Origin of the sequence: Cellulosimicrobium sp. NPDC057862, assembly GCF_042797035.1 — a bacterium.
Classification (GTDB): domain Bacteria; phylum Actinomycetota; class Actinomycetes; order Actinomycetales; family Cellulomonadaceae; genus Cellulosimicrobium.
The window spans coordinates 24,318-38,852 of the sequence record NZ_JBHVMH010000016.1; the positions used below are offsets into that span (position 1 = coordinate 24,318).

General features: G+C 75.1%; 15 protein-coding genes. 3 read left to right on the forward strand and 12 right to left on the reverse strand.

What is annotated here, in order from left to right:
• Positions 1 to 11: 11 nt before the first annotated feature.
• The 6 genes from ACFVN3_RS16910 to dapE all read right to left on the reverse strand — a co-directional run bounded on the left by ACFVN3_RS16910 (position 12) and on the right by dapE (position 6,111).
• Positions 12 to 1,574 carry a leucyl aminopeptidase family protein gene (locus tag ACFVN3_RS16910; protein WP_378234091.1) on the reverse strand — a complete coding sequence of 521 codons (1,563 nt, stop codon included), beginning with the start codon at positions 1,572 to 1,574 and terminating at the stop codon, positions 12 to 14.
• A gap of 60 nt (positions 1,575 to 1,634) precedes the next feature.
• A complete protein-coding gene (locus ACFVN3_RS16915; RefSeq protein WP_064506638.1) occupies positions 1,635 to 1,802 on the reverse strand; it encodes a DUF3117 domain-containing protein in 168 nt (55 codons plus the stop codon).
• Positions 1,803 to 1,922: 120 nt separating this feature from the next.
• Entirely contained in the window at positions 1,923 to 3,140 is a 1,218-nt protein-coding gene (locus ACFVN3_RS16920) for a hypothetical protein (protein WP_378234092.1), read from the reverse strand.
• Entirely contained in the window at positions 3,137 to 4,123 is a 987-nt protein-coding gene (gene folP / locus ACFVN3_RS16925; RefSeq protein ID WP_378234094.1) for a dihydropteroate synthase, read from the reverse strand. The genes ACFVN3_RS16920 and folP overlap by 4 nt, the downstream gene beginning before the upstream one ends.
• 13 nt (positions 4,124 to 4,136) lie before the next feature.
• Complete coding sequence (locus tag ACFVN3_RS16930; RefSeq protein WP_378234096.1) at positions 4,137 to 4,973, reverse strand: TIGR00730 family Rossman fold protein; 837 nt, start codon at positions 4,971 to 4,973, stop codon at positions 4,137 to 4,139.
• Between the two features lie 10 nt (positions 4,974 to 4,983).
• Positions 4,984 to 6,111, reverse strand: coding sequence for a succinyl-diaminopimelate desuccinylase (gene dapE / locus ACFVN3_RS16935; protein WP_378234097.1), 1,128 nt, complete (start codon positions 6,109 to 6,111; stop codon positions 4,984 to 4,986).
• 36 nt (positions 6,112 to 6,147) lie between these two features.
• Here dapE and dapD point away from each other — a divergent pair, with 36 nt between their 5' ends.
• Both dapD and ACFVN3_RS16945 read left to right on the forward strand, forming a co-directional pair.
• Complete coding sequence (dapD, locus tag ACFVN3_RS16940) at positions 6,148 to 7,140, forward strand: 2,3,4,5-tetrahydropyridine-2,6-dicarboxylate N-succinyltransferase (protein ID WP_378234099.1); 993 nt, start codon at positions 6,148 to 6,150, stop codon at positions 7,138 to 7,140.
• A gap of 31 nt (positions 7,141 to 7,171) precedes the next feature.
• Positions 7,172 to 8,149, forward strand: a complete 978-nt coding sequence (locus ACFVN3_RS16945; protein WP_378234101.1) for a hypothetical protein — start codon at positions 7,172 to 7,174, stop codon at positions 8,147 to 8,149.
• A gap of 142 nt (positions 8,150 to 8,291) precedes the next feature.
• Here ACFVN3_RS16945 and ACFVN3_RS16950 read toward each other — a convergent pair whose 3' ends face one another.
• The 3 genes from ACFVN3_RS16950 to fdxA form a co-directional block, all read right to left on the reverse strand.
• On the reverse strand, positions 8,292 to 9,590 hold the full coding sequence (locus ACFVN3_RS16950; protein ID WP_378234102.1) for a citrate synthase: 1,299 nt from the start codon (positions 9,588 to 9,590) through the stop codon (positions 8,292 to 8,294).
• Between the two features lie 126 nt (positions 9,591 to 9,716).
• Positions 9,717 to 10,847 carry a succinyldiaminopimelate transaminase gene (dapC, locus tag ACFVN3_RS16955; protein WP_378234103.1) on the reverse strand — a complete coding sequence of 377 codons (1,131 nt, stop codon included), beginning with the start codon at positions 10,845 to 10,847 and terminating at the stop codon, positions 9,717 to 9,719.
• A gap of 19 nt (positions 10,848 to 10,866) precedes the next feature.
• Positions 10,867 to 11,184, reverse strand: a complete 318-nt coding sequence (gene fdxA, locus ACFVN3_RS16960; RefSeq protein WP_024841122.1) for a ferredoxin — start codon at positions 11,182 to 11,184, stop codon at positions 10,867 to 10,869.
• A gap of 154 nt (positions 11,185 to 11,338) precedes the next feature.
• On the opposite strand from fdxA, the gene ACFVN3_RS16965 reads away from it, so the two are divergent.
• Entirely contained in the window at positions 11,339 to 11,632 is a 294-nt protein-coding gene (locus ACFVN3_RS16965; RefSeq protein WP_378234105.1) for a hypothetical protein, read from the forward strand.
• Between the two features lie 19 nt (positions 11,633 to 11,651).
• Here ACFVN3_RS16965 and ACFVN3_RS16970 read toward each other — a convergent pair whose 3' ends face one another.
• Genes ACFVN3_RS16970 through ACFVN3_RS16980 form a run of 3 tightly spaced genes read right to left on the reverse strand, consistent with a single transcriptional unit; the run spans position 11,652 to position 14,508 of the window.
• Complete coding sequence (locus tag ACFVN3_RS16970) at positions 11,652 to 12,647, reverse strand: prephenate dehydrogenase (protein WP_378234106.1); 996 nt, start codon at positions 12,645 to 12,647, stop codon at positions 11,652 to 11,654.
• Positions 12,644 to 13,606 carry a prephenate dehydratase gene (locus tag ACFVN3_RS16975; protein ID WP_378234107.1) on the reverse strand — a complete coding sequence of 321 codons (963 nt, stop codon included), beginning with the start codon at positions 13,604 to 13,606 and terminating at the stop codon, positions 12,644 to 12,646. Before ACFVN3_RS16975 ends, ACFVN3_RS16970 begins: the two co-directional genes overlap by 4 nt.
• Entirely contained in the window at positions 13,603 to 14,508 is a 906-nt protein-coding gene (locus ACFVN3_RS16980; protein ID WP_378234108.1) for a hypothetical protein, read from the reverse strand. Before ACFVN3_RS16980 ends, ACFVN3_RS16975 begins: the two co-directional genes overlap by 4 nt.
• Between the last annotated feature and the right edge of the window lie 27 nt (positions 14,509 to 14,535).

The window sequence follows — 14,535 nt, forward strand, 5'->3', positions numbered from 1 at the left end:
GGCTCGGCAGGTCAGAGCCGGTCGAGCGCCTCGAGCAGGAGCCGCGCACCGTACCCCGTGGCCCCGGCGACGACCTCGTGCCGGTCGGCGGTCGCCCGCGCGGGGCCGGCGACGTCGAGGTGCGCCCAGGGCACGTCCCCGACGAACTCGCGCAGGAACAGCGCGGCCGTGATCGACCCGCCGCCCGGGCTCTCGACGGGCACGTGGCGGAGGTCGGCGACGTCGGAGCGCAGGGCTCCCGCGTAGTCGTCGACGAGCGGCATGCGCCACACCCGCTCGCCGGTGGCGAGCGCGGCGCCCTCCAGCGCCTCGGCGACGGTGTCGTCCGTGGCGAACAGCGCGCCGTGCCCGCGGCCCAGGCCGAGGCTCGCCGCGCCGGTGAGGGTCGCGACGTCGACGAGCACGTCGGGTGCGAGCTCCGCCACGGCGTACCCGATCGCGTCGGCCAGGACGAGGCGGCCCTCCGCGTCGGTGTTCGCCACCTCGACCGTTCGACCCGACCAGGTGCGCAGGACGTCCCCCGGGCGGTACGAGGCGGCGCCCACGTGGTTCTCGGCCAGCGGGAGCACCGCGGTGACCCGGCGGTCGGAGCGGGCGCGGGCGGCGCCGAGCACGACCGCGAGCGCGACGGCCGCGCCCGCCATGTCCGTCTTCATCGGCACCATCGCCTCGCGCGGCTTGATGGAGAGCCCGCCGGTGTCGTACGTGATGCCCTTGCCGACGACGACGACGTGCCGGACGTCGGCGCCAGCAGCGAGGACTCCGTGGTCCGCCGGGTCGTAGGTGACGGTCACGAGGCGCGGCGGTCGAGCCGAGCCCGCACCCACCGCCAGGATCGCCCCGAAGCCCTCCGCACCCAGCTCGGCGGGGCCACGGGTGGTCGTGTCGAGCCCGAGCCCGTCCGCGAGCTCCACCGCGCGGTCGGCGAACCACGCCGGGTCCTTGACGTCGGACGGGACGTTGGCGAGGTCGCGGACCAGCCAGGTCGCCGACGCGGCGCGCTGCGCGGCCTCGATCGGCGTCGCGGCGTCGGGCCGGTCCTCGGGCGTGAGCAGGACGAGCTGCTCCGCGGCCGACTCGGCCGCGGACGGCGAGGACCCGCTCTGCCGGGGCTGAGCGTACGCGGCGAGCAGGTAGCCCTCGACAAACGCGCGGACCCCGTCGGGACCGGCGTCGGCGGTGGCGGCGCTGACGACGCGCTCCAGGCCGCGCGACGCACGGGCCAGGGCCGCACCGGCGCGCCGGAGGTCCGACGCCGTCCCGGCACCAACCCCGAGCAGCAGGATCCGCGGGGGCAGGCCCGCCCACGGGAGCCGCGTCGCGGAACCGGCGTGCGCGCGCGGCAGGTCGACGCGCACGACCTCTCCGGACGCACCACGGAAGCTCCGCCCGCCCGCACGCTCGGCGAGCTCTGCGAGGTCGACGCCGTACCGCACCGTCGCATCGACGGTGCCGGCACGCGGCTGCACGCCGTCCTCGGCCTCGCGCGGAGGCGCGACGGCCACGACGACCGCGTCGACCTGCGCTTCGTCGAGGAGTGCCGCGTCGCTCAGAGCGCCCCGGGCACCGACCACCTCGGGCAGCGTGCGCGGCAGCCCGGGGAGACCGGAGGCCCGGCGCTCACGTGCGGGCAATCAGCCCACCACGGCCTGGAGCGCCTCACCCAGCTCGCTGGCCTCGGTCGCGTTGAGCTCGACCACCAGACGTCCGCCACCCTCGAGCGGGACCCGCATGACGATGCCTCGCCCTTCCTTGGTGACCTCCAGCGGCCCGTCACCCGTCCGCGGCTTCATCGCAGCCATCGATGGCACTCCATTTCCGTTGTCCCGAGTCCACCCCGCACGCGCGAGGAGGGGCGTCCGACCTCGGACGACGCCCGAGGACAGTCTAGTTCACCCGTGCCGACATCCCGGGCGTCCGGGTCACGGCGGCCAGCCGGACGGCGGGACGAGCCGCCACAGCGACCACACCCACCACACCTGACCCACGACGCCGGCGACGGTCACGGCGGCCAGCCACAGGCGAGACCGCGTCCACCCGACGGTCACCGCGGCGAGCGGGAAGGCGAGCAGCAGGAACCGCACGAGCGACGTGCCCGGCTGGATCGCCGCGACCAGGTAGGCGAGGTACGCGCCGGACCACGCGTGCATCTCCGGGCCGAGCCGCGCCGTGACGGGATTGAGCACGAGGGCGGCCGTCGCGAGCAGCACGAGCGCGAGGACCCACGGGCCGGCGTCGCCCATCAGCCACCGCGACACGTCGACCCACGGGACGACCGGCACGACCTCCGCTCCCCCGCGCCACGCCTCCTGCGTGCGGAAGTACCCCTGGTGCACGCCCGTGACGACGCTGCACGCCCACGGCCACAAGAACCCGCTCGCCAGGGCGACGGCGAGGAGACCGCCCAGCCGCGCGGCGTCGGGTCCGCGCAGGTCTCCGCGACGCCACCGGACGAGCCCGTGCCACAGGACGACCGCCGCCATCGGCAGCGCGACGGCGCGAGAGAAGCCGAGGAGGACGACCACGAGCGCCGCCCAGCCGTAGCGGCGCCGCGCCAGCAGCAGGAGCGCGGACGCCACGAGGAGGAGCGCGAGGGACTCCGTGTACGCGACCTGGAGGACGGGGCTGGACGGGAAGACGCTCACGAGCAGGACGGTCGCCAGCGGCAGGCCCGGCCTGCGTTCGACGGCCGCGGCGCCCGCCGTCGCGACCAGCCGGTGGATCACGAGGACGGCGCCGGCGCCGCACGCGAGCGCGATCGTGGGCGCGAGCACGTCCCACCCCAGTCCGGTGACGGCGTCGAGGGCACGGACGAGCGCCGGGAAGAGCGGGAAGAACGCCCAGACGTTCTGCTCGACGGCGCCGTCGGGACCCACGGGGAGGGTGTCGGGGTAGCCGGACGCGTAGATCTGCTCGTACCAGCTCGCGTCCCACATGCGCGCGACGTACGGCACGTACGACGGCGCGGCGTCCGTCCAGGGGTTCGCCTCCTGGGACCTCGCGACGACGAGGAGGATCACCGCGCTCACCGCGCGCGCGAGGCCGTACACCGCGAGGACCTGCGCCCACCACGGCCAGGAGGTCGGGTGCACCAGCCGCGGCCGCTCACCGGGGCCGACCGCGGCGCGTCGCGTGGTCACGCGAGGCCCCGCAGGGCGGCCGCGGGAGGGACCTCGTCGCGCACCGCGGCGACGAGGTCCAGGACGCGCCGGGTCGCCGCGACGTCGTGCGCGCGGAAGACGCGCGCGCCGAGCCACGCGGCGACGGCCGTCGCGGCGAGGGTGCCCTCCAGCCGCTCGTCGGCCGGCAGGTCGAGCGTCTCGCCCACGAAGTCCTTGCGGGACAGCGCCATGAGGAGCGGGAACCCGAGGCCCGCGAGGACCTCGGTCCGGCGCAGGAGGTGCAGGGAGTGCCACGTGTTCTTGCCGAAGTCGTGCGTGGGGTCGACGAGGACCGACGCCCGCGGGACCCCGCACGCGACCGCCCGTTCGGCCGCCGCCCGGAGCGTCGTCACGACGTCCTGGACGACGCCGTCGCGCGGGTCCGCGGCACCGGGCCGGGCGGGGTACGCGACGCGGAACGGGTCGGTGCGGGGCGTCGCGCCCCCCGTGTGCGAGCACACGACCCCGACGCCGTGCTGGCCCGCGACCTCGACCAGTCGCGGGTCGTGGCCCGCCCACGTGTCGTTGATGAGGTCGGCGCCCGCGAGCGCCGCCTCGTGCGCCACCTCCGCCCGCCACGTGTCGACGCTCACGAGCAGGTCCGGGAACTCGGTGCGCACCCGCGCCACGAAGGGCACGACGCGACGGACCTCCTCGTCGGGCGTCACCACGGGACCGACGCCGGCCCGCACTCCCCCCACGTCGACGATCTCGGCGCCCTGGACGACCGCGCGCTCGACCGCGGCGAGCGCGTCCCGGTCGTCGAGCTGGCGCGCGCCCGCGTAGAACGAGTCGTCGGTGCGGTTGACGATCGCCATCACCGCGGGCCGCTCGAGGACCCGCCCGCGCAGCACGAGCGACGTGCCGCGATCCGGCACCCCGAGCGGAGGCAGCGGTTCGGGTGCGCCGTCGGGGTGCCCGCCCGACGGCTCCGCGGGCGCGGCGGGGCCGGGTGAGGTCATCGCGCCGCGTCCGTCAGCTCGCGTCGCCGGCCTGCGCCCGCGCGAGCTCCTCGGTGGCCTCGAGCTCCTCGGCGCGCAGCTCGGCGCCGCGGTCGCACACGTACTCGACGGCCTCGGCGGGGTCGTCGCACAGGTGGACGAGGTCGAGGTCGTGCGCGCTGATCATGCCGCGCCCGGCGACCGCCGTCCGGGCCCACTCGAGCAGACCGCTCCAGTAGTCGGTCCCGACGAGCGCCACCGGGAACTCGGTGATCTTGTGCGTCTGCACGAGCGTGAGCGCCTCGAACAGCTCGTCGAACGTCCCGAACCCGCCCGGCAGGACGACGAAGCCCTGGGCGTACTTGACGAACATCGTCTTGCGGGCGAAGAAGTAGCGGAAGTTCACGCCGAGGTTCACGTACCGGTTCATGCCCTGCTCGAACGGCAGCTCGATGCCGAGCCCCACCGAGAGGCCGCCGGCCTCCGAGGCTCCCTTGTTCGCGGCCTCCATGATGCCGGGGCCGCCGCCCGTGATGACGGCGAAGCCCTCGTCGACCAGCCGGCGCCCGACCTCCTCGGCGAGGGCGTAGTCCGGGTGGTCCGGCTTGGTGCGGGCGGACCCGAACACCGACACCGCCGGTCCGACCTCCGCGAGCGCGCCGAAGCCCTCGACGAACTCGCTCTGGATGCGCATCACGCGCCACGGGTCCGAGTGGACCCAGTCCGCGCTGCCGCCGGTGTCGAGGAGTCGCTGGTCCGTCGTCTGGCGCGGGATCTGATCCCCGCGCAGCAGCACCGGACCCTTGCGGTACCCCGAACCCGCCTGCGGCAGCCCGTCGTCGGAACCCTGCTCACGCACCGTGTCGCTCATGGTCACGAGCCTATGCCGCAGGGGCGGCCGTCAGCCATGCGCGCAGCGCGTCGCGGCACAGCGCGAGCTCGCCGACCGGGCAGCGCTCGTCGTCCTTGTGCGCGAGGAGCGGGTCGCCCGGGCCGAAGTTGACCGCCGGGACGCCCAGCTCGGCGAAGCGCGCGACGTCGGTCCAGCCGTACTTCGGCGCCGGCACGCCGCCCGTGACGCCCAGGACGGCTGCCGCGAAGTCCGCGGCGAGCGGGTCGTCGAGCCCGGGGCGCGCGCCCGGCGCGGCGTCGGTGAGGACGACCTCGAAACCGGCGAACAGCTCGCGCACGTGCTGCTCCGCCTCGGCGACCGTGCGCGACGGCGCGAACCGGAAGTTGACCGTGACCACGCACTCGTCCGGGATCACGTTGCCCGCGATCCCCCCGCGGATCCCCACGGCGTTCATGCCCTCCCGGTACACGAGGCCGTCGACCTCGATCTCCTGCGGGACGTACGCCGCCAGGCGGTCGAGCACCTCGTGCGCGGTGTGGATCGCGTTGGAGCCCGTCCACGCGCGCGCCGAGTGCGCCGTCACGCCCGGCACGCGCACGTCGACCCGCAGAGTCCCGTTGCACCCGCCCTCGAGGCCCGCCGACGTCGGCTCGCCCAGGACCGCGAAGTCGGCCGCCAGCAGGTCGGGACGGTTGCGCGCCAGGCGCCCGAGCCCGTTGAGGTCGGACGCGACCTCCTCGTTGTCGTAGAACACCCACGTGACGTCCTGCGCCGGCGCGTCGAGCTCCGCGGCGAGCGCGAGCGCGACCGCGACACCGCCCTTCATGTCGACCGTCCCGCGGCCCCACACCTCGGCGTGGGCGCCCTCCCCCACGACGCGCGTGGGCAGGTTCGGCGGGTCCGTGAGCGGCACCGTGTCCAGGTGGCCCGCGACCACGACGCGCCGCTCCCGGCCGAGCGTGGTGCGCGCGACGACCGTGTCGCCGTCGCGCACGACCTCGAGGTGCCGGCACCCCCGCAGCGCCGTCTCGACCGCGTCCGCCAGCGCCCGCTCCTCGCCGCTCACCGACGGCGTGTCGCACACGGCACGGAAGAGGGCGACGAGATCGCCGCGGAGGTCGAGCACGGGCGGGGCGGCAGCGGTGGGAGAGGTCACGCCAGCACCCTACCGGCGGCGGATAGGGTGGGGCGCATGACTTCTGCGACCCCCGCGACCGCCCCCTCGGCGGCCGCGTCCGAGCCGCGTACGGCGTGGGGCTACGGCCTGGCGACCGTCACCGACGACGGCACGACCCTCGACGTCTGGTACCCGGCCCCGGCGCTCGGCAGCGCCCCGGCGGACACGACCGTCCCCGCCTCGCTCGACGCGCTCGCCGAGCGCGACGAGCTGCGCGGCGTGGACGTCGTCGTGGTCCGGACCGAGATCGACCTCGACGCCGCCCCCGCCGACACCGCCGACGCGTACCTGCGCCTCCACCTGCTCTCCCACCGCCTCGTCCCCCCGCACGGGCAGAACCTCGACGGGCTCTTCGGCGTCCTGACGAACGTCGTCTGGACCAACCACGGCGCGTGCGCGGTCGACGGCTTCGAGGAGACGCGCCTGCGCCTGCGCGCGACCGGGCAGACCGTGACCGTGTACGGCGTGGACAAGTTCCCGCGCATGGTCGACTACGTCGTCCCCTCGGGCGTCCGCGTCGCCGACGCCGACCGGGTGCGGCTCGGGGCCCACCTCGCGCCCGGCACGACCGTCATGCACGAGGGCTTCGTCAACTTCAACGCCGGGACGCTCGGCACGTCGATGGTCGAGGGCCGCATCTCCGCGGGCGTCGTCGTCGGCGACGGCTCCGACGTCGGTGGCGGCGCGTCGATCATGGGCACCCTCTCCGGCGGCGGCCGCGAGGTCATCTCCGTCGGGCAGCGCTCGCTCCTCGGCGCCAACGCGGGCCTCGGGATCCCCCTGGGCGACGACTGCGTCGTCGAGTCCGGCCTGTACGTCACCGCGGGGACCAAGGTGACCGTCGTCGGGCAGACCGACGCCGCGGGCGAGCCTCTCGTCGTCAAGGCGCGCGAGCTCTCCGGCCGCTCCGGCATCCTGTTCCGGCGCAACTCGCTCACCGGCGGCGTCGAGGCCGTGTCCCGCACCGGCGCCGGCGTCGAGCTCAACGCCGCGCTGCACGCGAACTGACCCCCCACCGACGAGCACGACGGCGTCCCGCATGACCACGACCCGAGCCCCCCGCCCGCGGGACCTCCCGGACGTCGGTCGTGCGCGCCCCCGGCGTCGCCCGCTCCGCGCCGCGGTCACCCTCCTCACGGTGGCCGCGGTCGGGGTGGGCGGCGTCGTCGTCGCCCTCAACCGGCTCGACGACGAGACCCCGGTCGCCGAGCGCTGCGCCGCGACCGCCGACGGCCGCACCTGGTACCTGTCCGTCACCCAGGCGGACAACGCGGCGCTCGTCGCGGGCACGGCCGTGCGCCGCGGGCTCCCGGCCCGCGCCGCGACGATCGGCCTCGCGACCGCGCTCCAGGAGTCCCGGCTCGTCAACATCGACTACGGCGACCGCGACTCCGTCGGCCTGTTCCAGCAGCGCCCGTCCCAGGGCTGGGGCACCGTCGAGCAGATCATGGACCCCGTGTACTCGACCGGCGCGTTCTACGACGTGCTCGAGACGGTCGAGGGCTACGAGGCCATGGAGGTCACCGTCGCGGCGCAGACGGTCCAGCGCTCCGCGTTCCCCGACGCGTACGCGCAGCACGAACCCCGGTCCCGCGCGTGGGCGTCCGCGCTCACGGGCTGGTCCCCCGCCTCGCTGACGTGCGACCTCGCGGCCGTGGCCGCGACCGAGATCCCCACCGACGGCGCGGCGACGCAGCCGTTCCAGGACCGTCTCGCCCGCGACCTCGGCGGCGGCGCCCGCGTCGAGCCCCTCGACGGCGGCGACGGGGGCACCGTCCAGGTCGACGCCTCCGGCCTGCCCACCGCGGCCGAGGACGGCGGACTCGACCGTGCCGGCTCGGCCGTCGCCCAGTGGGCCGTCGCCACGGCGGACGCGACGAACGTCGTCGCCGTGGAGGTGGGCGACCGCCGCTGGTCCCGCGACGACTCGACGTGGAGCCCGCTCGACACCGACGAGCTCGCTCCGCTCGACCCGGGTCTCGTCCGCGTCCACGTCGCCGTCCCCGACGAGTCCTGACCGCGGCGTGCTCGCTCCGGGTCGCGCTCGGAGCACGGTCGCCCGAGGCGGACGCCGGTGCTCGCGCCGGGTGGTCGGGACGACGGAACGCCGCGCCTCTCACCGTGGGGTGAGCGGCGCGGCGTCCGTAGGTGCGGGTGCGTCAGCGGTCGGAGACCGGGACGTAGTCGCGCTCGGTCTCGCCGACGTAGACCTGGCGCGGGCGGCCGATCTTGGTCTGCGGGTCCTTCATCATCTCGCGCCACTGCGCGATCCAGCCGGGCATGCGGCCGAGCGCGAAGAGCGGCGTGAACATCGCGGGCGAGAAGCCCATGGCCTTGTAGATGAGGCCGGTGTAGAAGTCGACGTTCGGGTAGAGCTTGCGCTCGATGAAGTAGTCGTCGTTGAGCGCGATCTCCTCGAGGCCCATGGCGATGTCGAGGAGCTGGTCCTTCTTGCCGAGGGTCGAGAGCACGGCGTCGGCGGACTTCTTGACGATGGCGGCACGCGGGTCGTAGTTCTTGTAGACCCGGTGGCCGAAGCCCATGAGGCGGACGCCGTCCTCCTTGTTCTTCACCTTCTTCATGAAGGTGTCGACGTCGTACTCCGCGCCCGCGATCTTGTCGAGCATCGTGAGGACGGACTCGTTCGCACCACCGTGCAGCGGGCCGGAGAGCGCGTTGACGCCGGCCGCGACGGACGCGTAGAGGTTGGCGTGCGACGAGCCGACGACGCGGACCGTCGAGGTCGAGCAGTTCTGCTCGTGGTCGGCGTGCAGGATGAGCAGCTTGTCGAGAGCGTCGACGACGACCGGGTCGGCCTCGTACTGCTGGTACGGCGTCGCGAACGTCATGCGCAGGAAGTCGTCGACGTAGCCGCGCGAGTAGTCGGGGTACAGCAGCGGCTCGCCGACGCGGCGGCGGTGCAGGTAGGACGTGATGGTGCGTGTCTTCGCGAGGAGCAGGACCGTCGCGAGCTCGACCGTCTCGTCGTCGAACGGGTCGAGCGACTCGGGGTAGAACGTCGACAGCGCGTTGATCGCGGACGAGAGCACGGCCATCGGGTGGGCGCCCCGCGGGAACGTCCCCATGAACGTCCGGAAGTCCTCGTGCACCAGCGTGTGGCGGTTGACGCGCTCGACGAACGCCTCGAGCGTCGGGGTGTCCGGGAGCTCGCCGTGGATGAGCAGGTAGGCCACCTCGAGGAAGCTCGACTGCTCGGCGAGCTGCTCGATGGGGTACCCGCGGTACCGCAGGATGCCGGCGTCGCCGTCGATGTAGGTGATGCTCGACTCGCACGAGGCCGTGTTCATGAAGCCCGGGTCGACGGTCACGAGGCCGGTCGACTTGAGCAAGGAGGACACGACGATGCCGTCGTTGCCGTCGGTCGCCGCGACCACGGGCAGGTCCTGCGCCTGGTCGTCGACGAGGAGGCGGACCTTCGCCTGCTGAGTGGTGGTCATGGTTCCCTTCCTGCTGCTGCTCGCGCCGTTGCCGCGCGGTCGACCGTACCCCGCTTCACCCGCACGTGACCAATCCTGAACCGTCACGAGAACACCACACCTCTGTGAGGCAGGTCACGTCAGCGATCAGGCTCCGGAGAGTCGAGCGGCGGCCTCGTGGACGCGCTCGTCCGTCGCCGTGAGCGCGACGCGCACGTGCCCCGCGCCCTCCGGTCCGTAGAACGCTCCCGGCCCGACCAGTATGCCGAGGTCGGCGAGGTCGGACACGGTGCGCCAGCAGTCCCCGCCGCGGTCCCCGGCGGGCCGCGACCACAGGTACAGGCCCGCCTCGGAGTGGTCGATCTCGAGGCCCGCGGCACCGAGCGCCGCGACGAGCACCTCGCGACGGCGCGCGTACACGTCGCGCTGCGCCGCGACGTGGGCGTCGTCGGACAGCGCCGCGACCATCGCCGCCTGCACCGGCGCGGGCACGATCATGCCGAGGTGCTTGCGGGTCGCGAGGAGGTCCGCGACGAGGGCCGGGTCGCCGGCGACGAACGCGGCCCGGTACCCGGCCATGCTCGACTGCTTCGAGAGCGAGTAGGTGACGAGGGCCCCGTCGTGCGACCCGCCGGAGACCGCCGGGTCGAGCAAGCTCGGCACGCCCCGCGAGGCGTACGGCTCGGCCCACGCGAGCTCCGCGTAGCACTCGTCGCTCGCGACGACCGCGCCGATCTCGCGCGCCGCGGCGACGACGCGCGCGAGGTGGGCGGAGTCGAGCACGCGGCCCGTCGGGTTGCTCGGGGAGTTGACCCAGACGAGGCGCACGTCGGAGCGCCCGGCCCACTCGTCGACGTCGTCGGTCGCGAGCGGCGTCGCGCCGGCGAGGCGTGCGCCGACGTCGTACGTGGGGTAGGCCGTGCGGGGGTGCACGACGACGTCCCCGGGCCCGAGGCGCAGGAGCGCGGGCAGCAGCCCGACGAGCTCCTTGCTGCCGACGGTGGGCAGCACCGCGTCGGGGTCGAGGCCGAGGACGCCGCGACGGCGGGCGAACCAGGCCGAGACGGCCTCGCGCAGCGCCGGGGTGCCGTGCGTCGTCGGGTAGCCGTGCGCGTCGGACGCCGCGGCGAGCGCGTCGCGCACGACGGCCGGCGTCGGGTCGACGGGCGTCCCGATCGAGAGGTCGACGACGCCGCGCGGGTGCGCGCGGGCGCGCTCCGCGTACGGGGTCAGCGTGTCCCAGGGATAGGCGAGACCGGAGAGGTCGGCGAGTCCCACGTGCGGCGGTGCCGGGTGCTCAGGCCTGCGGCGGCAGGGCGGCGATCATCGGGTCGTCCTTCTCGATGAGACCCATCTTCGCGGCGCCGCCGGGCGAGCCGAGGTCGTCGAAGAACTCGACGTTCGCGCGGTAGTAGTCGCTCCACTCCGTCGGGACGTCGTCCTCGTAGTAGATGGCCTCGACCGGGCAGACCGGCTCGCACGCACCGCAGTCGACGCACTCGTCGGGGTGGATGTAGAGCGACCGCTTGCCCTCGTAGATGCAGTCGACAGGACACTCCTCGATGCACGCCTTGTCCTTGACGTCCACGCACGGCTGAGCGATCACGTAAGTCACGACCGAGTACCTTTCTGGATTCGTCCGGACCCCGGCCCGGCGAGGGGCGAGGTCACGACAGGGAGACGCAGGACTAGTATCGCTCAGGTCGGGCGGTGCCCGACGCTTCCTGACCAGCCCGTGGACGAACGTCACAGACCCGAGGAGCAGTGCCGTGCCCGACGCGCCCTGGACCGCGTGGGCCCCGGGCACCCGGGTGGTCGTCCGCCGTCGCCTCACCGCCGACGAGGCGGCCGGCGCGGGCAAGCCCCTCACGGACGTCATCGGCATCGTCGTGCGGACCACGGCGACCGAGCTCGTGCTGCGCGAGGACGCCGGCGGGAGCGCGGCCCCGCCGCACCGCGGTCACGGCGTGCACGACGACGTCCCGCCCCTCGTCGTCGTCCCGCTCGACGCGATCGTGGCCGGGAAGCCCGTCCCGCCGCGTCCACCACGTCGGCCCGCCTGACCAGGCCTCCGGGCCGGCCTCAGGCGACGACGACCGCGTCGTCCTCGACGGCCACGACGACGGCCCCACGGGCCCCCGCCGCGGTGAGCGCCTCGCGCCAGTCCCCCGCGTCGTCGAGCACGACGCGCAGCCGCTCGCCGGTTCCCGCCTCCGCGGTGGGGACACGGACGGGGTCGGGCCGGTCGAAGAACTCCCCCACGGGCGCGTTCGACTCGAGCGCCTCGACGAGCTGCTCGAGGTCGCGCACGACCACGCGCAGCGCCGACGCCACCCAGGCGGCGTTGTCGGTGACCATCGCCTCGGTGCGCCGGGGGTCGGTGCGACCCACCCGCGTCGCGTCCCGGAAGCTGCCCGCCGCGAGCCCGCGCGCGACGTCGCGCACCGGGGCGTCCGCGACCACGCCGAGGAGCTCGGTGGCGAGCACGTGCGGGACGTGGCTGACGAGCGCGGTCGACTCGTCGTGGACGTCGTCGGTGAGGACGTGCACCGTCCCGCCGAGCGGTCCGGTCACGAGGCGCAGCACCGCCACGAGCGCCTCGCGCCGCGTCGTCCCGTCGACCGTGAGGGCCCAGCGTGCGCCGTCGAGCATCGACGGGTCGGACGCCTCGAAGCCGGAGTGCTCGGTGCCCGCCATGGGGTGCGCCCCGACGTAGCGCGCGTCGAGACCTGCCGACCGGACGGCGTCGCGCACCGCGCCCTTCACGCTCCCGACGTCGGTGACGACGGTCGCGCCGCGCACGTGCCGCGCGACCTCGGTCGCGACCGACCGCATGGCCCGCAGCGGGACCGCGAGCACGAGGACGTCGGGCTCCGCCGCGCACACGTCGGCGACGTCGCCGACGACCCGCAGGCCCGCGGCGCGCGCGGCGGCGCGCGTGGAGGCGGACGCGTCGAGCGCGGTCACCTCGACGCCCTGCTCGTGCAGGAGCCGCGCGACCGAGCCGCCGACCAGCCCGAGCCCGACCACCCCGACCCGCAGCTCCGTCCCCGCGGCCGCCGCGTCGTCGGCCGTCACCACAGCAGCCCCGCCGCGAGCGCGGCCGCATCCGCCGAGGAGTCGACGCTGCCCACCGGGACGTGCGCGACGTCCACGTCGGCGTGCACCGACTCGTCCAGCTCGCCGCGCGCGGGCACGACCCCGAGGGTCTTGAGCGAGTCGCCCGCCCGGACCAGGTCGTCGAGCACGGAGCGCACCGGCGCGTCCCACGGGGCGCCGTCGACGGTCAGGACGAACACGTAGGTGCCGGCCACCGCCTTGAGCGGGCGCGTGATGAGGCTCGACAGGTTGACGCCGCGCTCGCCGAAGGACCGGGTGATGCGGGCGAGCACGCCCGGCCCGGTGACGACGGGGGTCACCGCGAGCATCGTGCGCCACGGGCCGTCGCCCCGGGCGCGCGCCGCCTCCAGGGCCGCCGTCGCCTCTGCCCGCGGCGCGAGGACGAGGAACCGGGTCCGGGCGCCGGCGAAGTCCTCGACAGCGCGCTCGAACGTGTCGAGGCTGTAGAGCTCGCCGCAGATCGTCGGCCCCAGCGCGACCTGGTGCGGACCGGCGTCCCGGCACGCCGCCGCGTTCGACGACGCGGCGAGCGGAGCGAGACCGGTCCGGCGGACGAACTCCTGGCACTGCGCGAGGCCGTGCGGGTGGGCGGTGACCTCGGTCAGCTCTGCGTGGCCGGGCCGCACGAACGCGTCGAACGAGATGTCGAGCACGACCTCGTCCACCGCGACGACCGTCGCGCTCCCGACGATCGCGTCGAGCGACGGCACCACGTAGCCCTCGACCGTGTTCTCGATCGCGACGACTCCGCGCGCGAGCTCTCCGGCGGCGACCCCGGCGAACACGTCCGCCACCGTCGTGCGCGCGGAGAGGCGCGCGGACCGGTCGGCCTGGCCGTCCGCGTGGTCGGCGCACCACCGGGCCGCGGCCTGGTGCGTGAACGACCCCTCCGGGCCGAGGTAGCCGACGACGCTCACGCGCGCACGGGGTCCGGCGCCGACGCCCAGCGCGGCGCGAGCGCGTCCGGGCCGGGCACGAACTCCTGCCCGGGCAGGACGGCCAGCAGGCGGTGCGCGACGCCCCGCTCCGCGAAGCCCGCGAGGAGACCGTCGAGCGCCCCCGCGTCGGGGCAGGAGAACGCGCAGAAGAAGATGTGGGGTCCGGCCTGGGAGCCGTGGCTGCGCAGGTGCTGGAGGTCGATGCCCGCCTGGGCGACGAGCGCGAGCGTCTCCTGGAGCGAGCCGCGGTGGTCGTCCCGCGGCCCGAACGCGAGCCAGACCTGGGCGACGCCCTCGGCCCGCGGCACGGCGACCCGGCTCTCCAGGAGCCCGTACCAGACGGGCGCGCCGTCGCCGAGGACCTCGCTCCCGGAGAGCTCGGCGTACCCGAGCGCGGCGAGCGGTCCCGCGGCGACGGAGCGCTCGACGACGAGGCTGCCGTCGGGGCCGGCGAGCGCGATGCGCTCCTCCAGGCTCGTCCGCGTCGGGACGAGGGACGGGCTCACGCCCATCGTGCGCAGCACGTGGCGGCGGTCGCGCATGCCCGCCTCGTCCACGACGACGTGCCCCGTCAGGTCCCGCGCGGCGCCCGAGCGCCCGACCCAGACCCACTGCGCCGGCACGGCAGACGCCCCCGTGAGCACGAGCGAGGGCGGCGCGGCGAGCAGCGCCCGCTCCAGCTCGTGCGACGGCTGCGCCGGGTGCCCCAGGTGCACGACGGCGGACAGTCCGTCGATGCTCGCGACAGTCGACAGCGTGGCGGTCGTCGACCCGAGGTCGAGCAGCGCGTCCGCCTCGGCGGGTTCGCCCTCGACCCAGCCGGCCGCCGTGGCCGCGAGCAGCGCCTGCGCGCCCGACTCCCGTTCGCTCCGTCCGAGCATGGGACCTCCGTGGGTGTGGTGGACCGG